The 19,470-nt window shown below is 71.7% G+C and carries 17 protein-coding genes and 2 pseudogenes; 15 read left to right on the top strand and 4 right to left on the bottom strand.

Annotated elements, in window-relative coordinates; genetic code table 11:
• The 6 genes and pseudogenes from C464_RS10170 to C464_RS10145 all read left to right on the top strand — a co-directional run.
• Positions 1 to 402, top strand: a pseudogene (locus tag C464_RS10170) (translation initiation factor IF-2 subunit alpha); the annotation flags it as partial.
• 34 nt (positions 403 to 436) lie between these two features.
• Positions 437 to 616, top strand: a complete 180-nt coding sequence (locus tag C464_RS10165) for an RNA-protein complex protein Nop10 (protein WP_006113608.1) — start codon at positions 437 to 439, stop codon at positions 614 to 616.
• 75 nt (positions 617 to 691) lie between these two features.
• Positions 692 to 1,445 (top strand): annotated as a pseudogene (locus C464_RS10160) (proteasome assembly chaperone family protein).
• Positions 1,446 to 1,572: 127 nt separating this feature from the next.
• Positions 1,573 to 2,739: a thiolase domain-containing protein gene (locus C464_RS10155; protein WP_006113606.1), complete on the top strand. Its 1,167-nt coding sequence runs from the start codon at positions 1,573 to 1,575 to the stop codon at positions 2,737 to 2,739.
• Positions 2,736 to 3,161, top strand: a complete 426-nt coding sequence (locus tag C464_RS10150) for a Zn-ribbon domain-containing OB-fold protein (RefSeq protein ID WP_006113605.1) — start codon at positions 2,736 to 2,738, stop codon at positions 3,159 to 3,161. The genes C464_RS10155 and C464_RS10150 overlap by 4 nt, the downstream gene beginning before the upstream one ends.
• Before the next feature lie 123 nt (positions 3,162 to 3,284).
• Entirely contained in the window at positions 3,285 to 5,984 is a 2,700-nt protein-coding gene (locus tag C464_RS10145; RefSeq protein WP_006113604.1) for a hybrid sensor histidine kinase/response regulator, read from the top strand.
• A gap of 57 nt (positions 5,985 to 6,041) precedes the next feature.
• On the opposite strand, the gene C464_RS10140 is transcribed toward C464_RS10145, so the two are convergent.
• A complete protein-coding gene (locus C464_RS10140; protein ID WP_006113603.1) occupies positions 6,042 to 6,809 on the bottom strand; it encodes a VOC family protein in 768 nt (255 codons plus the stop codon).
• A 178-nt stretch (positions 6,810 to 6,987) separates the two neighbouring features.
• Between C464_RS10140 and C464_RS10135 the strand changes: the two genes are divergently transcribed.
• From C464_RS10135 to C464_RS18960, 5 genes are all read left to right on the top strand, one after another.
• On the top strand, positions 6,988 to 7,953 hold the full coding sequence (locus tag C464_RS10135; protein WP_049911056.1) for a UbiA prenyltransferase family protein: 966 nt from the start codon (positions 6,988 to 6,990) through the stop codon (positions 7,951 to 7,953).
• 98 nt (positions 7,954 to 8,051) lie between these two features.
• A complete protein-coding gene (locus tag C464_RS10130) occupies positions 8,052 to 9,752 on the top strand; it encodes a histidine kinase N-terminal 7TM domain-containing protein (RefSeq protein WP_006113601.1) in 1,701 nt (566 codons plus the stop codon).
• Between the two features lie 88 nt (positions 9,753 to 9,840).
• Positions 9,841 to 10,281, top strand: a complete 441-nt coding sequence (locus C464_RS10125; RefSeq protein WP_006113600.1) for an EamA family transporter — start codon at positions 9,841 to 9,843, stop codon at positions 10,279 to 10,281.
• A gap of 99 nt (positions 10,282 to 10,380) precedes the next feature.
• Positions 10,381 to 11,985 carry an MATE family efflux transporter gene (locus tag C464_RS10120; protein ID WP_006113599.1) on the top strand — a complete coding sequence of 535 codons (1,605 nt, stop codon included), beginning with the start codon at positions 10,381 to 10,383 and terminating at the stop codon, positions 11,983 to 11,985.
• Positions 11,986 to 12,048: 63 nt separating this feature from the next.
• A complete protein-coding gene (locus C464_RS18960; protein WP_161781675.1) occupies positions 12,049 to 12,222 on the top strand; it encodes a hypothetical protein in 174 nt (57 codons plus the stop codon).
• Between the two features lie 116 nt (positions 12,223 to 12,338).
• Here C464_RS18960 and arcS read toward each other — a convergent pair whose 3' ends face one another.
• Positions 12,339 to 14,180 carry an archaeosine synthase subunit alpha gene (gene arcS / locus C464_RS10115; protein WP_006113598.1) on the bottom strand — a complete coding sequence of 614 codons (1,842 nt, stop codon included), beginning with the start codon at positions 14,178 to 14,180 and terminating at the stop codon, positions 12,339 to 12,341.
• Between the two features lie 140 nt (positions 14,181 to 14,320).
• On the opposite strand from arcS, the gene C464_RS10110 reads away from it, so the two are divergent.
• From C464_RS10110 to C464_RS10100, 3 genes are all read left to right on the top strand, one after another.
• Positions 14,321 to 14,818 (top strand): hypothetical protein, encoded by a 498-nt coding sequence (locus C464_RS10110; protein WP_006113597.1) that lies wholly within the window; start codon positions 14,321 to 14,323, stop codon positions 14,816 to 14,818.
• An 82-nt stretch (positions 14,819 to 14,900) separates the two neighbouring features.
• Positions 14,901 to 16,181 carry an amidohydrolase gene (locus tag C464_RS10105; RefSeq protein WP_006113596.1) on the top strand — a complete coding sequence of 427 codons (1,281 nt, stop codon included), beginning with the start codon at positions 14,901 to 14,903 and terminating at the stop codon, positions 16,179 to 16,181.
• Between the two features lie 64 nt (positions 16,182 to 16,245).
• The gene (locus C464_RS10100) at positions 16,246 to 16,428 is read left to right on the top strand and encodes a hypothetical protein (RefSeq protein WP_006113595.1); all 183 of its coding nucleotides are present in this window, start codon (positions 16,246 to 16,248) and stop codon (positions 16,426 to 16,428) included.
• 198 nt (positions 16,429 to 16,626) lie between these two features.
• Here C464_RS10100 and C464_RS10095 read toward each other — a convergent pair whose 3' ends face one another.
• Together C464_RS10095 and C464_RS10090 are read right to left on the bottom strand one after the other, a co-directional pair.
• On the bottom strand, positions 16,627 to 17,079 hold the full coding sequence (locus tag C464_RS10095; RefSeq protein WP_006113594.1) for a Rieske (2Fe-2S) protein: 453 nt from the start codon (positions 17,077 to 17,079) through the stop codon (positions 16,627 to 16,629).
• 4 nt (positions 17,080 to 17,083) lie between these two features.
• On the bottom strand, positions 17,084 to 18,454 hold the full coding sequence (locus C464_RS10090; protein ID WP_006113593.1) for a geranylgeranyl reductase family protein: 1,371 nt from the start codon (positions 18,452 to 18,454) through the stop codon (positions 17,084 to 17,086).
• A 168-nt stretch (positions 18,455 to 18,622) separates the two neighbouring features.
• On the opposite strand from C464_RS10090, the gene fer reads away from it, so the two are divergent.
• Positions 18,623 to 19,423, top strand: coding sequence for a ferredoxin Fer (gene fer / locus C464_RS19865; RefSeq protein WP_006113592.1), 801 nt, complete (start codon positions 18,623 to 18,625; stop codon positions 19,421 to 19,423).
• Positions 19,424 to 19,470 lie beyond the last annotated feature (47 nt).

Raw genomic sequence — 19,470 nt, 5'->3', positions numbered from 1 at the left:
GACGCCTTCGAGGCCGCCGCGATCCGCGGCGACGAGGCCCTCGACGACGTCGAGGTCGACGCCGACACCGTCGACGCGGTCGTCACGGCCGCCCGCGACAACGTCTCCGTGCCGTACGTCGACGTGACCGGCTACGTCGACCTCGAGTCGGCGGCCTCGGACGGCGTCGACGACGTGCGCGACGCGCTCGCCGCCGCAGAGGGGAACGGCGAGGTCCCGGACGGCGTCGAGCTCGACGTCGGCTACGTCGGCTCGCCCGAGTACCGCATCAAGGTCCGCGCCCCGGACTACAAGACGGCGGAGTCGGAGCTCGAATCCGCCGCTGAGCGCGCCCGCGAGTCGATCGAGGCGGCCGGCGGCGCGGGCGAGTTCCACCGCGAGCGGCGCGAAGACGACGAGTAACCGCGACCGACTCGACCGCACGACCCTTTTATCCGTGAAATCAGATATCCGCGTCTGCGCGAACTGGGAGACCGCCCACGACCGGCCGGTGTACTCGCTCGGCGACCGCTGCCCCGAGTGCGACGGACCGACCGAGAACAGCGCCCCGGCCCCGTTCGGACCGGAAGACCCGTACGGCGAGTACCGGCGGCGGGCGCGGCGACGCTCGGAGTAGCCGCCTGCCTTTCGAGCGGGCGGTCCGACGCGCGAATAGCCACGCTCTTGTGACCGCCGACCGGACGGACAGGGTATGGAGGATATCGAGATCGACGAGGTAGCGACGCCGGAGCTGGAGGACCCGGTGTTGATCGAGGGGCTGCCGGGCGTCGGCCACGTGGGGAAGCTGGCGGCCGAACACCTGTTGGAGGAGTTCGACGGGGAGCTGGTCCGCCGGGTGTACGCGACGGAGTTCCCGCCGCAGGTGAACGTCGACGACGGGGGGGGTCGCGGAGCTCACCTGCGCCGAGTTCCACGCGGTGGAGACCGACGGCGCGGACCTGCTCGTGTTGACCGGCGACCACCAGGCCGGGTCGAACGCGGGCCACTACCGGCTCACCTCGACGTTCCTCGACGTCGCCGAGGAGTTCGGCGCCGAGCGGGCGTTCGCGCTCGGCGGCGTCCCCACGGGCGAACTCGTCGAGGAGTACACCGTCCTCGGCGCGGTCTCCGACGGCGACCTCACCGCGGACTTGGAGGAGGCGGGCGTCGAGTTCCGCGCGGACGAGCCGGCCGGCGGCATCGTCGGCGTCTCCGGACTCGTGCTCGGCCTCGGCGGCCGCCGCGGGTTCGACGCCGCCTGCCTGATGGGCGAGACGAGCGGCTACCTCGTCGACCCGAAAAGCGCGCGCGCCGTGCTGGAGACGCTGGAGGCCGTTCTCGGGATGTCCGTCGACTACGAGAGCCTGGAGGACCGCGCCGAGGAGATGGAGGAGGTCGTCGGCAAGATCCGCGAGATGCAGGAGGGCCCCGCGGTGCCGGACGACGACCTGCGCTACATCGGCTGAGCGCGCACGGACCGTCGACGGCGGCCGGCGATTCGCTCCTCCTCGCCGACGCGCCGCTCGCCCGTCGACCGATCGGGACCCCTCGCTTTCGGCAGAGATAAACCACATCCCCGATCATCGTTCGTGTATGACAGACGTACGCGTCGCCGGGGTCGGGCTCACTCCCTTCGGCAGCCACCCGGAGCGGACCGGCCGCGACCTGTTCGCGGAGGCCGCGCTCCGGGCGTTCGAGGACGCCGCCGTGGATCGGTCCGACGTCGAGGAGCTGAACTACGGGAACTTCATGGGCGCGCTCGCCGAGCATCAGGGCCACCAAGCGCCGCTGATGGCGGAGGCCGCCGGGGTCCGCTGTCCGGCGACGCGCTACGAGTCGGCGTGCGCGTCGGCCGGGGTCGCGGTCCGCGAGGCGGTGCGGACGGTGGCGGCGGGCGACGCCGACGTCGTCCTCGCGGGCGGCATGGAGCGCATGACGAACCTCCCGACCGACGAGGTGACGGAGGGCCTCGCCATCGCCGCCGACGACCTCTTCGAGGTGCGGGCGGGCGTCACGTTCCCGGGGGCGTACGCGCTCATGGCGAACGCCTACTTCGACGCGTACGGCGGGACGCGCGAGGACCTCGCGCACGTCGCGTCGAAGAACCACGCCAACGCCGTGTCCAACGAGTACGCCCAGTACCGCGAGGAGGTGTCCGTGGCGGAGGCGCTGGACGCGCCGCCGGTCGCGGAGCCGCTCCACCTCTACGACGCCTGCCCGATAACCGACGGCGCGAGCGCGCTCGTGCTGGTCTCCGAAGAGTACGCGGCCGAACACGACCTCGACGCCTCGGTCGCGGTGACCGGGACCGGGCAGGGGACCGACCGGATGGCGCTCGGCGACCGCGAACACCTCGCGCGGACCCCCGCCGCCGACGACGCGGCCGACGCGGCCTACGCCGACGCCGGGGTCGGGGCGAGCGACGTCGATGTCGCGGAGGTCCACGACTGTTTCACCATCGCCGAGGTGTTGGCGCTGGAGTCGCTGGGGCTGTTCGAGCCGGGCGAGGGGATCGCCGCGGCCCGCGAGGGGACCACGACCGCCGACGGCGATCTCCCGGTGAACCTCTCGGGCGGGCTGAAGGCGAAGGGCCACCCGGTCGGCGCGACCGGCGGATCCCAGATCGCGGAGCTGACGCGCCTGCTCCGGGGCGATCACCCCAACAGCGGCCACGTCCCGGACGCCGAGGTCGGCGTCGCCCACAACGCGGGCGGCACCGTCGCCAGCGCCGTCGTCCACGTGCTGGAGGTGGCGGAATGAGCGACGACGGCGGGGACGCCTCGCCGCCGGCCGACCGCGACCACGCCGAGTGGCTCGACGCGCTGGCCGACGGCGAGGGGTTCGCTCTCGTCTGTCCGGCCGGGCACGGCTCGCTCCCCCCGCGGCGGGTCTGTCCGGAGTGCGGGTCGCCGGACCTCTCGCGGGAACCGCTCGCCGAGGCGGGGACCGTCGAGACGTACAGCGTGGTCCACGTCCCGTCGCCGCGGTTCGCCGACGACGCGCCGTACGCGACCGCCGTGGTCGACTTCGGTCCCACGCGGCTGACGGGGATCGTCCGCGACGGCGACGAGACGGACGGACCGCCGGCCGTCGACGTCGGAGACGCGGTCGCCGTCGAGGTGGGCGAGCGCGCCACCGACGACGAGCGGCTGGTCGTCTTCCGACCCGCGGGCGGCGAGTGACCCCGGCGGAGCCGGGTGAGCCACCCGCCGGGTGACGCCGGCGTCCGGCGCTCGCGTTCGCCGCGTCGAGGCGGCCGAGCACCGCCGCAACCATTATAGTCAGCTCGTCGGTACTCGGGACGTATGTCCGACCGCATTCCGGTCCTCCTCGTCGACGACGACCCGGACCTGCGCGCGGTCACCGCCTCGTACTTGGAGCGCGAGGTCGACCGGATCGCGGTCGAGACGGCGGCCGACGCGGCGGACGGGCTCGCTGTCCTATCGGAGCGCGAGGTCGAGTGCGTCGTCTCCGACTACGAGATGCCCGGACGCGACGGCCTCGAGTTCCTCGACGAGGTCCGCGAGCGACGCCCCGACCTCCCCTTCATCCTCTTCACCGGCCGGGGGAGCGAGGCGGTCGCGAGTGAGGCGATCTCCGCCGGCGTCACCGACTACCTCCAGAAGCGCGGCGGCACGGAGCGGTACGAGCGGCTGGCGAACCGGATCGTCGAGGCCGTCGAGAAGCGGCGAGCGGAGCGGGAAGCCGCCCGGACGAGAGACCAGATCGCCGCGATCGCGGAGCACGCGTCCGACGCGATCCTGTCGCTCGACACCGACGGCGTGATCCGATTCGCGAACGGCGCGGCCGAGTCGCTCGTCGGGCGCGACTCCGCGTCGCTCGGGGGACGGTCGTTCGAGACCGTGTTACCCGAAGGCGACGACGAGACGACCGATCGACTGCTCTCGGTCGGCGAGGGGCCGGACGGCGGTTCCGCGGTCGGATTCCGGGTCCGACTCCCCGACGGACGCGAGGTCCCGGTCGCGGCGCGGGCCGAGAGGCTCACCGTCGACGGCGACCGGCGAGTGGTCGTCGTGGCGCGGAACGAGACCGAGCGCGACCGACACCGGGCGTTCATCGAACACGCGAGCGACGTGGTCGCGGTGCTGTCGCGCGACTGGCGGTTCCGGTATCTGAGTCCCTCCTGCGAGCGCGTGACCGGCCACGCCCCGACGGACCTGCTCGGCGAGCGGTCGCTGGACTACGTCCACCCGGAAGACCGGGCGGCTGTCGAGGCGGCGTTCGGCGATCCCGACCAGGCCGACGGGCCGCCGACCGCCGAGTACCGGTTCCGGACGGCCGACGGCGATTACCGCTGGCTCGAGTCCGTCGGCAGCGACGAGGTCGGGAGGGACGAGGTCGACGGGTACGTCGTCACCACGCGCGACGTCTCCGAGCGGAAGGAGCGCGAGCGGACGCTCTCCCGACTCCGGGAGTGGACCCGGGAGCTCAACTACACCCGCACCACCGACGAGGCGGCCGACCTCGCGGTGGAGGCGGTCGACGACCTCATCGACGCCGGACTGAGCGGGATCCACCTGCTGTCGGCGGACGGCGATTGCCTCCGGCCGGCCGCGCTCGGCGAGTCGGTCCCCGCGATGTTCGAGGAGCAGCCGTCGTACGACCGCGACGAGCCGCCCGGGTCCCGCGCGGCGCTGGCGTGGGACGCCTTCCGGAACGAGGACTCGGTCGTCATCGACGAACTCTCGTCGTCGGGCCGGCTCGACGAGTCCTCGCCCGCGGAGAGCCTGGTGTTGCGCCCGATCGGCGACCACGGGCTCTTCGTCGTCTCCGCGCCCGAGCCGCGGGAGTTCACCGACACCGACGTCCTCGTGGCGGAGATCCTCTCCGGCCACCTCGAAGCGGCGCTCGACCGGATCGAGCGGGAGAGCCGCGTCGAGCGGCTCCACGGCGCGACCCGGACCCTCGTCCGGGCGGAGTCGCGGGCGGAGATCGCCGAGCGGGCGGTCGAGGCCGCGACCGACGTCTTGGAGTTCTCGATCGTCACGGTCCGGCTCCACGACGAGGCGGCCGGCGGGCTGGTGCCGGTCGCGGTCTCCGACCCCGCGACCGAGGTGCTGCCGGAGCGCCAGACGTTCACGCCGGACGGCGGGAGCCTCAACTGGGCGGCGTTCGAGGCGGGCGAGCCGCGGAAGTTCGACGACATCAGGGCGACGGACGCGCTCGACGCCGACACGGCGCTCCGGAGCCTGCTCGTCGTTCCGATCGGCGAGTACGGGACGATATCGATCGGCGAGACGGAGCCGGGGGTGTTCGGCGGCGTCGACGAGTACCTCGCCGGCATCCTCGCGACCGCGGCCGAGACGGCGTTCCAGGCCGAAGCGCGCACGCGCCGGCTCGCCGAGCGGACCGCCGAGTTGGAGCGCCAGAACGACCGGTTAGAGGAGTTCGCGGGCGTGGTGTCACACGACCTCCGAAACCCCCTCGAGGTCGCCCGCGGTCGGACCGAACTCGCCCGTGAGGAGTGCGACAGCGAGCACTTGGCCGCGGTCGAGCGGGCCCACGACCGGATGGCGGCGCTGATAGGCGACCTGCTCACGCTCGCCCGCGAGGGCGACCCCGTGACCGACCCCGGGCCGGTCGATCTGGGGCGGATCGTCGGCTCCTGCCGACGGACCGTCGACACGAGGGAGGCGACGCTCCGCGCCGAGGCCGAGGGAATGATCGTCGCGGACGAGGGGCGGCTCAGGCAGCTGTTGGAGAACCTGATCCGGAACGCCGTCGAACACGGCGGCGACGACGTGACGGTCACGGTCGGGAGCCTGCCGGACGGCTTCTACGTGGCCGACGACGGGCCGGGGATCGACCCGGCGCGCCGCGAGGAGGTGTTCGACGCCGGCCACTCGACCACGCAGTCGGGGACCGGGTTCGGGCTGCGGATCGTCGAACAGGTGGCCGACGCCCACGGGTGGTCGGTGCGCGCCGTCGAGAGCGATGCCGGCGGTGCCCGCTTCGAGGTCACGGGCGTCGAGTCCGCGGACTGATCGGGTGGAGCGGAGCGAAACGGCGGCCGCAGTCGGTATCCGGTCCGGACCGGTCGATCAGTTCCGCGTGACTAGTTCGACCTCGTGGCCGTCTTGATCCTTCGTGAACGCGTAGTTGTGGTCGCAGGACTCGGGGTCGCGGTAGTCCGGCGCTTCGCGGGTCATGAGGTCGTCCCAGGCGTCGTCGAGGTCGTCGACGCGCACCGCGACGTGGCCCCAGCCGTCGCCCATCGTGTACTCGCGGCCGTCGTAGTTGTAGGTGAGTTCGAGCTTCATCGCCTCCGGCGGCGCGTCCTCGGGGGCCACGAAGTAGTTCGAGAAGGTGTCGGCCTCCCAGCGGCCGGGGTACTCGGTGTACTCGAACTTGCGGGCCCAGTAGCCGAGCGCCTCGTCGGCGTCCTCGACGCGGACCATCGTGTGGTCGATGCTCCACTTCGCGCCGCGGTCGCGCTTGACGATCTCGATCTCGTGGCCGTCGGGGTCCTTCACGAACGCGTAACGGTTCCCGCAGGACTCGGGGTCGCGGTAGTCCTCGACGCCCTCGTCCATCAGCTGGTCGTACGACTCCTGAAGCGCGTCCTCGGGGACGCGGACCGCGATGTGGCCCCACGCGTCGCCGATCTCGTAGCTCCGCCCGTCGTGGTTGTACGTGAGTTCGAGGAGCGCGCCGTCCTCGTGGACGTCTTCGGGGCCGAGGAAGACGTTGGTGAACGTGTCGGCCTCCCAGCGGCCCTTCTCCTCGTAGTTCAGGTGCGTCTGGTACCAGTCGAGGCTCTCTTCGAGGTCCTCGACGCGGATCATCACGTGATCGAAGGTTCCGTCCATACGCGAGATATCGGTCGCTCGGGTCAAAAGCGTACTGAACCCCGAAGGCGTCCCCCGTCGGCGGACCGGGGGGCTGATACCGCGAGCGTTCGCGTTTTATTAACACCACGTGGCGTGGATAGATACGGGTCGATCCCCCATGACGGACGTCCGTCGCCGACCGGCGGCGGACGTCTCTATGGCAAACGAACCGATCAGGCCGTCGACGCCGGACGGCACGGCAGAGCAGTCTCGCTCGCACACGACCACCCCAGCCGCGGGACCCCTCCGACGGGTCGCCGCGTTCGCGGCGGGGGCTCCGTTCACCGCGCTCGTCGCGGCCGTCGAGGTCGCGATCGCGACGGCCGCGCTCGGCGTGCCGGCGTCGACCGCGCCGGTCGCGGTGGGACTCGTCGCGTTCTCGGTGTACGCCGCGGACCACGTCGCGGACGCCGCGGGCGACGTCGGATCGACCCCCCAACGGGCGCGGATCGCGTTGCGCTACGGCGACCAGCTCATGCTCGCCGCCGCGGTGAGCTACGGGCTCGCGGTCGCGCTCGCGGTCGGCGCGGGACCGGCGGCGCTCGCGCTCGTCCTCGTCCCGGGCGCGGTGTGGGTCGGCTACGCCACCGATTGGCTGCCGACCGTCGCCGCTCTCGTCGCGCCGCCCGGGAGCGTCTCCGTCCCGCGGCTGAAGGACGTGTTCCTCCTCAACTCCGCGGCGGTCGCGCTCGCGTGGGCGGTGGCGGTCGTCGCCGCGCCCATGGCGTTCGCCGGCGTCCCCGTCGACCCGACCGACGCGCCGACCGTCGCGCTGCTGTTCGCGTACGTCGCCGCCCGCTCGTTCGTCGACGTCGAGGTTCCGAACGTGAGGGACGTCGCGACCGACGCCGCGCAGGGCGTGTCGACGCTCCCCGTCGTCTACGGCGTCGCCGGGACGCGCCGGATCCTGTTCGGCGTCGACGCGGTCGCCGGCGGACTCCTCGTCGCCGTCGTCGCGACCGACGCCGCGTCGGGCGGCGTCGTCGCCGCGCTCGCCGCCGGTCTCGTCGTCTCCGTGACCGTCACCGCGCTCGCGGACCGACTCGACGGCTCGACGCTCGGCGTCGCGCCCGACTGTAGCTACCTCGTGGCCGGCGCGGTGCTCCTCGCCATCGGCCCGTGAACCGGCGGCGGTCCCGGCGCTGAGCGACTCGGCGGCCGGTTTTTACATTGAATAATCCGACCAGATGAGTTATAAATCGAATGTGCGTAAAAAACGGCATGGCCGCGCTGAGCCCACTGTCCGTCGCCCTCCTCGTCGCGGTGACCGTCGGGTTGGCGGCGGCGATACTCGCGTGGCGGGAGCGCCCGGAACCGGGCGCGACGTGGCTCTCCGCGCTGCTCGTCGGGCAGGTGTGGTGGGCGACGTTCCTGGTCTTCGAACTCGAGGCGGCGACGCTGCCGGCGAAGGCGCTGTGGTACGACGTCCAGTGGGTCGGGGTCGTCGCCGTCCCGGTCGGCTGGCTCTTCTTCGCGCTGGCGTACACGGGCTACGACCGCTACGTGACCCCCTTCTCCGTCGCCGCGGTCTGCATCGTCCCCGCCGCCACGGTCGCGGTCGCCGCCGCCGGCGACCCCGGGAACCTCCTCGCCACCGAACGGGTCGTCCGCGAGACCGCCGTCGGGACGTTCCTCGACGTCGTTCCCGGCCCGCTGTACTACATCATCGCCGGCTACACCTACCTCCTCGGCGCGGTCGGGTCGGTCCCGCTGCTCCAGCTGATCCGCGACGACGCCAGGCCGTTCCGGGGGCAGAGCGCGGCCCTGCTCGTCGGGACCGCGGCCCCGTGGGCCGGCAGCGTCGCCTACATCACCGGGGCGATTCCGATCCCCGGGCTCGACCCGACTCCGCTGGTGTTCGTGATCTCCGGGGTGGCGTACCTCCTCGCGCTCTCGCGGTTCCGGCTGCTGACGCTCGCGCCGGCGCCCCGTCGGCGCGCGCGCCAGCTCGTCTTCGAGCAGCTCCACGACCCCGTCTTCGTCGTCGGGACGGAGGGGTACCTCGTCGATCTGAACGAGAGCGCGGCCGAGACGTTCGGCATCGACCGCCGCGCGGCCATCGGGCAACCCGCGGCGTCGGCGGTCCCCCGGTACGACGCGGTCAGGGACCTCGCCGACGGCGGCGACAAGCCCCGGGCGATCCCGATCGTCGGCCGCGACGGGCGGCGACCGTACGAGGCGACGGTGCGGGACGTGGTCGACGACCACGACCGCACCAGCGCCCGGGTCATCACCTTCCACGACGTGGGCGCGTACCTCGGGCAACAGCAGCGGCTCAACGTGCTCAACCGCGTGTTCCGTCACGACGTCCGGACGGAGACGAACCTCATACAGGGGTACGCGGAGCGGCTTCGCTCGGACGCGACCGACGAGCGCGCCCTGTCGGTGATCGACCGGAGCGCGGGGCGGATACTCGAACTCAGCGAACGCACCCGGACCGCCGGGAAACTGTTCGACCCGACGGAAGAGTACGCGTCGTCGCCGCTCCCGGACGTCGTCGACGAGGCGGTCGCCGACGCGCGAGAGATCGACCCCGACGCTCGGGTCGAGGTCGGCCGGGTGCCGGCGGTCGCGGTCTCGGTCGTGTTGCGCGTCGTGTTGAAGAACCTCTGCTCGAACGCGGTCCGGCACAACGACGGGGCGTCGCCGTGGGTACAGATCGACGCGACCGTCGCGGACGACTGGGTCGACGTCACCGTCGCCGACGACGGCCCGGGGATCGACCCGGCCGAGTACGACGTGTTGGACCGCGGCACCGAGACGCCGCTGCGACACGGTAGCGGGATCGGCCTCTGGATCGTCAAGTGGGGCGTCGACCACCTCGGCGGGCGGATCGACTTCGACGAGCGGGAGCCTCGCGGGACGACCGTGACGGTCTCCGTTCCCGTCGATCGGTCCGGCGTGCCCAGCACCGACCGCTGACCGTCCCCCGCTCTGGCCGCCCACGATCGCCGGAGGGGTGGCGATTCCGGGTCGACAGGCACTTGACGCCGGCCGTCGACCGCGGAGTATGGACGCTACGGCCACGACGTATCTCCCGTACGCGCTGCTCGCGATGGGCGCGTACGCGCTCGTCTCCCCCCTGATGCGCGTCGCCACGACCGGTCCGAACGCGATCCCGAGCGACGTCGCCGTCGTCGTCTCGAACACGCTCCTCATCGTCATGGCGATCGGCGTGATCGCGTACACCGGACAGGGGTTCACCACGCACCTCGCGTCGCCGAAGCTCGCGCACGTGCTCGCGGCGGGGTTCTTCCTCGGGATCGGGATCCTCGCGCTGTACCGCTCGCTGTCGCTCGGTCCGGTGAGCGTCGTGACGCCCATCTTCGCGATGTTCCTCGTCTTCTCCTCGGTGATCGGCTTCCTGTTCCTCGGCGAGTCGTTCACCGCCCGCAAGGGGCTCGGGATCGTCTTCGCCGCCGCGGCCGTCTACCTCGTCTCCGGGGCCTGATCGCGGGCCGATTCGACCGCGGAACCCGCCTCCGATCCGGAACCGTCTGCCGCGTGACGAAACCCCTTTAGCCGCCAGCGGAAAAGGGGCGCATCCGCTGTGTCTCGCCTGCCGAACTCTCTCCGCGCGCTGCTCTCTCGCCTCCCGAACCCGTTCCGGCTGCTGATCTTGTACATCGGCTTCGCCCTCGCGCGCGTCGGGCTGATCGACCGTCACCGGGTGGTCCGGACCACCGACCTCGCGTGGCCGCGGATCGTCACCGGGATCGCCCGGATGTCGAAGAACGCGGTCGACGTCGCGATGGTCGGCGTTGCCGTCGGCACGAGCGCCGTCGCCGGCGTCGGCTTCGCGGGGCCCTACTGGGGGCTCGCATTCGCGTTCGGCGGCGGCGTCGCCGGCGGCACGATCGCCTTAGTCTCCCAGCGGTTCAGCGCCGAGGCGTTCGAGGAACTGGGGGACGCGGTGCGCTCCAGCGTCCTCCTCGCGGTGGCGATCACGCTCCCGGTCAGCGCGGCGTTCTGGCTGTTCGCCCCCGCGTTCATCGACGCGTTAAGCAGCAACGAGGCGGCGATCGCCTACGGCTCCGACTACCTCCGCGTCGTCGGGCTGGGCGTCCCGTTCGCCGCGCTCAACCTCGTCGGGAGCCGGATCCTGGTCGGCTGTGACGACGCCTACACCGCGATGCAGGTCCGCGCGGGCGGCGCGCTGGCGAACATCGTCCTCAGCGCGCTGTTCATCTTCGGCTTCGGCTGGGGCGTCGAGGGGGCCGCGGTCGGCACCGTCCTCTCGAACGTGCTCGCGGTCGCCGGGTTCACCGTCGGGCTCGTGCGCGGGAGCGCCCCCCTCATCGGCGAGTTCCCGGTCGCGATCGACCCGACCGGCTCGTACGTGAACCCCGGGATGTTACGCGACCTCGTCGAGATCGGTGTCCCGGTCGGCGCGCGCAACCTCGTCTGGACGGCCGCCGAGTTCCCGATGCTCGCCATCCTCGACGTGTTCGGCGAGGACACCGTGGCCGCGTTCGTCATCGCCCGCCGCATCTGGGGGATCATGAACACGCCCGGCTGGGGCTTCGGCCTCGCCTCCTCCAGCCTCGTCGGGCAGGAGCTCGGCGTCGAGCGCCCCGACGAGGCGGAGGCGTACGCCCGCGACATCATCCGCTTCTCGGTGGCGACGTACGCCGTCTCCGCGGTGCTGATCACGATATTCGCGACCGACATCGTCTCGCTGTTCGCCCAGTCGCCCGACAGCCCGGAGATACCGATCGCCGTCAACCTCGTGTACGCGGCCTGCGCCGCGGTGATATTCCAAGGCGTCTCCGGCGGCGCGGCCGGTCCCTTGGACGCCGCCGGCGACACCAAGATCCCCTTCGCGAGCCAGTTCCTCGGGATGTTCTGCGTGTCGATACCCCTCGCGTACGTCGGTGCGCACGACGCGACGCCGGCGATAACGTTTCCCGAGGTCCTCACGGTCCCGGCGGTAGAGGTCCCGCTCGTCGGCTTCGCGACCCCGCTCATAGAAATCCCGTTCGTCGGGTTCACGATCCCCGAGGTCGCGCTCCCGGCGATCGGGCTGTGGGGACTTTACCTCGCGTTCATGGCCGAAACGACGATCCCCGCCGCGATCAACTACCTCCGGTTCCGCTCGGGCAAGTGGAAGAAGATCAGCGAGGCGTACCGGCCCGAGGCGACCGCCGACGACTGACGGGGCTGCCCTCCGGCTGACCGGTATTCTCTATTGACCCGGGCACCAACACCGGCGATACGGATGAACGGAACGGCTACTGCCGTCGGGACCGCGGAAGTCCTCGGGGCGGTCGCGCTCGTGATCGCGACGTTCGCGGTCCCCGGCGTCGCCGACGCGGCGCTCGCGTGGCGCGTTCTCGCCGTGTTCATGGCCGTCGAAGGTGGTAACAAGCTCTCCGACGCCCTGGGGGCGTGAGTACGCTTTCGGAGCGCGGTATCGCCCAGTCACCGACGGGACGGCGCGGATGCGGATCCACGTTCGTCGCGCTCGCCGACCCGCGTCGGCAACCGGGCGCTCCGAGAGACCCGTCGTCACTTCTCGTCGCCGTGTCGGACCTCGACCGCGACGCCGCGGGTCGATCCCGCCATCTCCGGACCGGACATCGCCGCGCGGCCGACCGCGAACGCCTTCGGCCCCTCGATCACGACCTCGTCGCCGACGCGGATCCCGTCGTCCGCGTCGACGACACCGGGCGCGAGGACGGAGCCGCGCGGGACGAACGAGTCGATCTCGACCCGCTTCGTCGGGGCGTCGCTCTCGACCCAACGGCGCGCGCCGGCGAGGGTGAACGAGAGGGTTCCGTACTGCGGGACCATCGTCGCGAGCTGCTCGCCCGGCTCGCCCTCGCGGCCGGCGTCGGGGTCGTCGCCCCACACCTGGAGCTTGGGGTAGCGGCCGGTGGTGCGGACGTCGGCCTCGCCGCCGTATCGGTCGCCGTCGTCGCCGGCATCGCTCGCGCCGCGTCCGCCGAAGAGGGCGTCGCCCGCGCCGTCGCCGAGCAGGTAGTCGGCGATGGCGCGGACCGTGTTGTGTTCGCGCTCGCGCTTGCTGTAGGCGGGTTCGCCTTGGAGGGCGGCGTTCAGCTCCCCGAGCGACTCGTCGGTCGTCGGGTGGTCGACGCAGGTGTACTCGAACTCGACGTCGATCGCGGGGTCGCGCTCGACGCGCTCGCAGATCTCGCGGTAGCCGTCCTCGGGGACGTGCGCGACGACGCGCGAGTAGTCGTTGCGTTCGAGGTACCGCCGGAGGACCTCCGCGACGAACTCGATTTCGTCTTCGCTCCAGTCGCCGGTGACGACCGAGTCGTAGTGTTGCGCCGGGTAGGTCGTCTCCAGCTCTTGGGGCACCACGCCGATCGGCGAGGTCATCGAGACGGTGTGGCCGCGCCACTTGATCGCATCGTGGAACTGCCGGTGGCTCTGCGAGTCGCTGTACGGCTTCGTCGCCGAGCAGGGGACCAACACGAGCGGCTGGTCGGTGAACCGGTTCCGGTAGCGGCTCGTGACGCGGTCGGCGAACCGCCGGATCTCGACGCGGTCGAGGGTCTCCGCCGACGCCGCCGTCACCTCGGCGTCGCGCATGAGCGGCGTCCGCGCTTCGAGGTACCCCCACTGGTCGTCGAACTCGCGGAACGCCGCCGTGAGCCACCCCTCGTGGCGGGCCTGCGCCTCGATGTAGTCGCGCAGGCGACCGCTCCGGATCCGCTCGCGGACGCGCCGGAGCTCGGCGCGGAGCGCGTTGACGTTGTGGTCGGCGCAGTCGGCGCGGGTGAACTCGCTCCGGGGTTGCGCGCAGGCGGGGCAGGCGCACGGCAGCTCGTCAAGGTCTTCGAGGAAGTGCTCGGCGTCGGCGGTGAGGTACATCCCCTGCGTCCCCTTCGTCCGCGCGAGCGTCGCGTCGACGAGGTCGACGCCGGCGTACGCGAGGAGGGCGACGTTCCGCGGGGTCGCGACGCCGGAGAGCCCGAGCGCGGCGTCGGGCGGCAGCGCCGCCTTCGCGCGGACGATCGCGTCGCGGAACGCCTCGCCGTGGCCAACGAACCCCCGCGCGTCGGAGAGGAGGTACGCGTCGGCGCCGAGGTCGCGGGCGCTCCGGCTGTCGACGACCGCGGCCGAGGGGAACTCGACGTCGGGGTGGTCGACCGCGAACGACTCCCGGACCTCGTCGCGGGTGCCGGCCGGGAACGCCCGGTGGGGAAGCACCGTCAGCGCGGTCTCGTCGCCGCCGGGGACCCGCCGGTCGGCGGCCCAGAGGCTCCCGGCGTCGTCGAGGAACGGGTCCGCGAGCGCCGGCGTGGGAACGGGCTCGGCGAGGCGGACCTCCCCGAGGCGGGCGGCGCCGTCGCGCTCGTGGACCTCGAAGTAGTCGGTCATACCCCCACTCGCGCGGGGACGGTCAATTCTCTTGTGTTCCGGAGCCGCCGGGGCCCCGGTGCTCCGCGGCGTCCGGTCGCCGGCCTCGGTCGAGTCGGGGCCGTCGCAACTGTTAGGCGGACAGCGACCGACCGATCGGTATGGACCCGACCGGGCCTTGGGACCGGCACCGAGTCGACGAGTTCCTCGGCGCAGCGCGCGTGCCGGTCCGCCTCGGCTGCCGGACGCCGAGCGACCACCCGTGGATCGTCTCGCTGTGGTTCGCGTGGGACCCGAACGCGGAGACCGCCCACGGTGGCGGAGACGGCTCGGCGCACCCGCCCGGCGCGATCCGCTGTGCGACGAGCGCGAACGCGGACCTCGTCGAGTTCGTCGAGCACGACAACAGCGTCTCCTTCGACGTGTCGACGAACGACCCGCCGTACAAAGGGGTCCGCGGCCGCGGTCGGGCGACGGTCCGCCCCGACGAGGAGAAGTCCCTCCTCCGGTCGCTCTTGGAGCAGTACCTCGGCGGCACCGACAACTCGACCGCCGACCGGCTCCTCCGGCCCGAACGCGAGGAGGTCGAGATCCGGATCGAGCCGGAGCGGCTCCACACGTGGGACTACTCGGAGCGCATGGGATCGGCCGACGAGTGAACCGGTTGCGGTCGGCCTCGAAGCGGCCCGCCTCGCTCTCCGACAGGCGATGGTTTAAGCGGTCGCCGGGCCACCCACGGGTATGAGCGTCCTCGAAGACGACGAGTACCGCGCGTTCCGCCGCGACCTTCACCGCCACCCCGAGCCCGCGTGGCGCGAGTTCTACACCACCGCCCGCATCGTGGCGGCCCTCCGCGAGCGCGACCTGACCGAACTCCACGTCGGGCCCGACGCGCTGGCGACGGACGAACGCCTGAACGTCCCCGACGACGAGGAGCTGGCGGAGTGGGAAGATCAGGCGCGCGAGGCCGGTGCCGACCCGGAGATACTCGACGAACTCTCGGGCGGCTACACCGGCTGCGTCGCGGTCGTCGAGCGCGGCGACGGCCCCGTGGTCGGCCTGCGGGTCGACATCGACGCGCTCCCGATCACGGAGTCGGAGTCGGGCGAGCACGTCCCGGCCGCGGAGGGGTTCCGCTCCGAACACGAGGGGTTCATGCACGCCTGCGGCCACGACGCCCACGCGACGATGGGGCTCGGCGCGCTCGACGCCGTCCTCGACTCCGACTTCGCCGGCACGCTGAAGGTGTTCTTCCAGCCGGGCGAAGAGCAGGTGGCCGGCGGGAAGCCGATGGCCGAATCTGGGCACCTCGACGACGTCGACTACCTCTACGCGGTCCACGTCGGCCTCGACCACCCGTCGGGCGAGGTCGTCTGCGGCGTCGAGGGATTCCTCGCGGTGCGGCACTTCCTCGCGGAGTTCACCGGCGAGCCCGCGCACGCCGGCGCGCGCCCCGAGCAGGGCCGGAACACGGTCCAGGCGATGGCGGCCGCGGTCCAGAACCTCTACGCGATCCCGCGGCACGCCGACGGCCCGACGCGCGTGAACGCCGGGCTCGTCGGCGGCGGCACCGCGACGAACATCATCCCGGAGGAGTCGCACATCGAGGGCGAGCTCCGCGGGCAGACCACGGAGCTCGCGGAGTACATGTCCGACCACGCCGACCGGATCCTCGACTCGGCGGCGGAGATGCACGACTGCGAGGTCGACGTGTCCACGCTCGGCGAAGCGCCCAGCGCGACGAGCGACGAGGCGCTCGCCGGCCTCGTCCGCGAGTCCGCGGGCGACGTCGCGGGCGTCACGAACATCGTCGACAGCGACGACCTCGGCGGCTCCGAGGACGCCACGTACCTGATGAACTACGTCCAAGAGCAGGGCGGGCTCGCCTGCTACCTCGGCGTCGGCACCGACCACCCGGGCGGCCACCACACGACCGACTTCGACGTCGTCGAGGACGACCTCTCGGTCGGCATCGACGTGATCGCCGGCGCTATCCGGCGGGTCGCGGAGACGCGGCCGTAGCGGATCTCGGCTCGTGATTTAAAAAATCGAAAGGGGTTCGCGCCTTCAGACGGAACTACTAGCGATGCCCTCCGAGATCGTCGATCACTCGACCCGCGTGATCGCAATCCAGATTGGCTTCTGGCTGATCGCACTCGCCGTGGGTGCGAGCGCCGTCGGGTACCGAGTCTCCGTCACAGCGGCCGGTGCCATCCTCGGTGCGACGATCGTCGCGAGTGCGCTCGTCTTAGAAGTCGCCGAGCGATAGGCCCGCGGCCTGTATCGACCACAATCGGATCGGAATGTATCACGTTCTAAGTGTTCAACAGAGCCGATCTGTAGAGTTTCGACGGGTCCGACCGAACACGGACAGCCCGACGGCTGCGGATCTAGCGTGTCGGGTGTCGGACGGAAGTTGACGAACGAGAGCGGAGGCCGGCGCGCGGCCCACCCGGCGCGCGGCCGGTCAGAACGTCAGGTGGGAGCTCGACGACGGGCCCTCGTCGCCGCCGTCGTCCTCGTCCGACAGCCCCTCGCGGAGGTAACTGAGGTCGTCGTCGGTCAGGAACACCGCGCCGTCGCGCACCTCGACGTCCACCGAGCGGAGCGTCGTCCCCGCCGCCTCGCCGTTGTCGCAGGAGCCCTCGCAGGCGTCGAACGCCGAGCCGTGCTTCGGGCAGACGACCGACCCGCCGCGGGTGACCGCGCCGACGCCCTCGCGGTGGAGCCGCTGGTCCTCGTGGGTACAGCGGTTGACCCACGCGCGGACGGGCCGGTCCGGATCCGTCGCTTCCCCGTCCGGCTCGTCCGCGCACGGGACGAGGAACACCTCGCGGTCCGCGTCCCCCTCGCGGGCCGTGAACGCCCACGAACCGCGTTCGCGGACGGTCTCGACGGTGGTGAGCCGGTACCCGCTCACGGCGTCAGTACTTCGCGTCCGCGCCGGTCGTCTCGTACACGCGGTCCATGATCGCGTCGCGCTTGCGGGTCCAGTTCGCCATCGCGGCGGGGCTCGTCGGGTACTCGTCGTAGTGGCCGATCAGCTCGTCCGCCAGCGACTTCGTCTGGTAGAAGTTCCGGATCGTCCCCCAGTAGCCGAAGCTCTTGACCGCGGCCTTCAGCTTCAGCCCGAAGGACATCGAGGTCGACCCCTCGTACAGCGCCTCCGCCAGCTTCTCGCCCGGCAGCGACGCGAGCAGGCCCATCAGGTTGTCGACGTCGACCGCGGTCGCGAGGACGTTGTACACGTCGAGGCCGGCATACCGGCCGCCGAAGTGGTCCATCACGCGGGCGTTGTACCGCCAGAGGTTCTCCTCGCTGAGGTCGCCGTCCGAGATCGCCTTCACCGCCTGCTCGCCGGCGTACTTGCCCGCGTACGCCGCGCCGGCGATACCGCCGCCGGTCGTCGGATTCACGTGCCCGGCGGCGTCGCCGACCGCCATGTACCCCGGCGCGACCGCCGAGTCGTAGGGGCGTCGGGTGGGCAGCGCGCCGCCGAGCTTGTCGCGCACCTCCGCGCCCTCGAACTCGGGGCGGTCCCGGAGGTCCCGCTTCAGCGACTCGATGAGCTGCATCGGCTCCTCCGTCATCTGGAACCCCAACCCGGCGTTGATCTCGGTCGCGGTCCGCGGGAAGTACCAGAGGTAGCCCGCCGCGCGGTCGGTCGCCTTGAACACCAGCGCGTCGTCCCACTCGACCGGCTCCGGGACGTCGACGATCTCGCGGTACGCCGAGCAGAACTGCGAGTACCGGACGTTCGTGTCGAAGGTCGTCCCCTCGAAGTCCGCCTTGTCCTGGAGCAGCGAGAGCGACCCCGCCCCGTCGATCACGACGTCCGCCTCGTACGTCCGCGGGTCCCCCTCTCGCACCGCGTGGATCCCGGTGACGCGCCCCGTCCCGTCCTGCATCACGTCGTTGATGACGGTGTCGTAGTGGAAGTCGACGCCCGCGTCCTCTGCTCCGGCGATGATCTGGCGGCCGTACTCCCAGCGGTCGATGACGGCGAGCTCGCCGGGGACCGGGATCTCTAAGACCGTGTCCTCTTGGGGGATCTCGAAGCGACCGTGGTCGACGCCGGTGTTAGTGAACGCGGGTTCGAGCCGGTCCTTCGGGATCGCCTCCGGGAAGGCGTCGGCCCCCTTCAGGGCGTCACCGCAGGCGATGTGGCCGGCCTCCTCAGCGTCCTTCCGCTCGACGATGACGACGTCGAGCCCCTCGTTCGCGATCGTCGCGGCGGCGTAACAGCCGGCGGTTCCGGCCCCCGCCACGACGACGTCGTACTCGTCGATATCCATTACCGGACCGTGTCGTGCGCCCGGCAAAACTCTTTGCTCCCGTTTCGGTCGGGTTCGATGGGACGGATTTCGCGACCCGGCCGCGAGCGGTGATCCGCAGCGACACGGAAAGCCCGGCCTAACTGTTCAGGCTCGACGTTTAACGGTCTCGCGGGAGAGAACGCGGGTATGGGCCAACTGGAGGAGATCGACGCCGACCGCCTCCGGGCGTGGCTCCCGGAGGTCCGGTCGGCGGAGGCGACCGCGGCGCTGATGGTCGCCATCGCGTACGACAGGGGAATCGGGACCGGTGAGCTCGCCTCGTGGTACGACCGGTCGGAGGAGTGGATCGACGAGACCATCGCGGCGCTCGACTCGCCCGGGCTCGTCTCGACCGTTGCCCGGCTCGAAGGGGTCGATATCGAGGCGGTCGCCGCGGAGTCGAACCTCGCGCCGGCGACGGTCCGCGACTGGTTCGACGCGCTCGCCGACGACTCGGTCGACGAGGCGGCCGACGTCGTCCGGCGGTACGCGGAGGGGTCGGTCGAACCGGTCCGGACCGGCTCGCCCTCGACTGTCTACCACCTCGACTGGAGCGTCGTCGCCGAGCGGGGCTGGTCGATGGACGACGAGGACCTCTTCGAGAAGGCTGCCGACGCGGACCTCGGGCTCCCGGAGTACGGGCGCTTCCTCGTCGAGCCGAACGAGTCGATCCTCGAAGCGGCGGAGCGCGGCGGTCGCTCGTGGCCGTACGCCTGCCGCGGCGGGGCTTGCTCGAACTGCGCCGTCGTCGTCGTCGAGGGCGACGTGGCGATGCCGGGGCAGTCGATCCTCTCGGACGAGCAGATCCGCGAGGCGAACGCCCGCCTGTCCTGCGTCGGCGTCCCGATCACGGACGAGGTCAAGCTGGTGACCGGCGTCGGCGACGGCGACGCCTTCGCCGACCTACGGCTGCCGTCGCCGACCGACGGCCCCGGCGCCGCGGACTGATCCGACGGGGCGACGCCCGCGAGTACCGACGCGAACGGCGGCGTCCC

The organism is Halorubrum coriense DSM 10284, from assembly GCF_000337035.1.
GTDB lineage: Archaea > Halobacteriota > Halobacteria > Halobacteriales > Haloferacaceae > Halorubrum > Halorubrum coriense.
Note: the sequence above shows the minus strand (reverse complement) of the source record. Positions and strands in the feature narration are given on the sequence as shown.

Coding starts and splice junctions, on each gene's coding strand:
- C464_RS10090 (WP_006113593.1), bottom strand. CDS start 18,454: ATGGATATCGACGAGTACGACGTCGTCGTGGCGGGGGCCGGAACCGCC.
- C464_RS10150 (WP_006113605.1), top strand. CDS start 2,736: ATGAGCGACGACGGCGGGGACGCCTCGCCGCCGGCCGACCGCGACCAC.
- C464_RS10130 (WP_006113601.1), top strand. CDS start 8,052: ATGGCCGCGCTGAGCCCACTGTCCGTCGCCCTCCTCGTCGCGGTGACC.
- C464_RS10100 (WP_006113595.1), top strand. CDS start 16,246: ATGCCCTCCGAGATCGTCGATCACTCGACCCGCGTGATCGCAATCCAG.
- C464_RS18960 (WP_161781675.1), top strand. CDS start 12,049: ATGAACGGAACGGCTACTGCCGTCGGGACCGCGGAAGTCCTCGGGGCG.
- fer (WP_006113592.1), top strand. CDS start 18,623: ATGGGCCAACTGGAGGAGATCGACGCCGACCGCCTCCGGGCGTGGCTC.
- C464_RS10155 (WP_006113606.1), top strand. CDS start 1,573: ATGACAGACGTACGCGTCGCCGGGGTCGGGCTCACTCCCTTCGGCAGC.
- C464_RS10135 (WP_049911056.1), top strand. CDS start 6,988: ATGGCAAACGAACCGATCAGGCCGTCGACGCCGGACGGCACGGCAGAG.
- C464_RS10105 (WP_006113596.1), top strand. CDS start 14,901: ATGAGCGTCCTCGAAGACGACGAGTACCGCGCGTTCCGCCGCGACCTT.
- C464_RS10110 (WP_006113597.1), top strand. CDS start 14,321: ATGGACCCGACCGGGCCTTGGGACCGGCACCGAGTCGACGAGTTCCTC.
- arcS (WP_006113598.1), bottom strand. CDS start 14,180: ATGACCGACTACTTCGAGGTCCACGAGCGCGACGGCGCCGCCCGCCTC.
- C464_RS10145 (WP_006113604.1), top strand. CDS start 3,285: ATGTCCGACCGCATTCCGGTCCTCCTCGTCGACGACGACCCGGACCTG.
- C464_RS10140 (WP_006113603.1), bottom strand. CDS start 6,809: ATGGACGGAACCTTCGATCACGTGATGATCCGCGTCGAGGACCTCGAA.
- C464_RS10125 (WP_006113600.1), top strand. CDS start 9,841: ATGGACGCTACGGCCACGACGTATCTCCCGTACGCGCTGCTCGCGATG.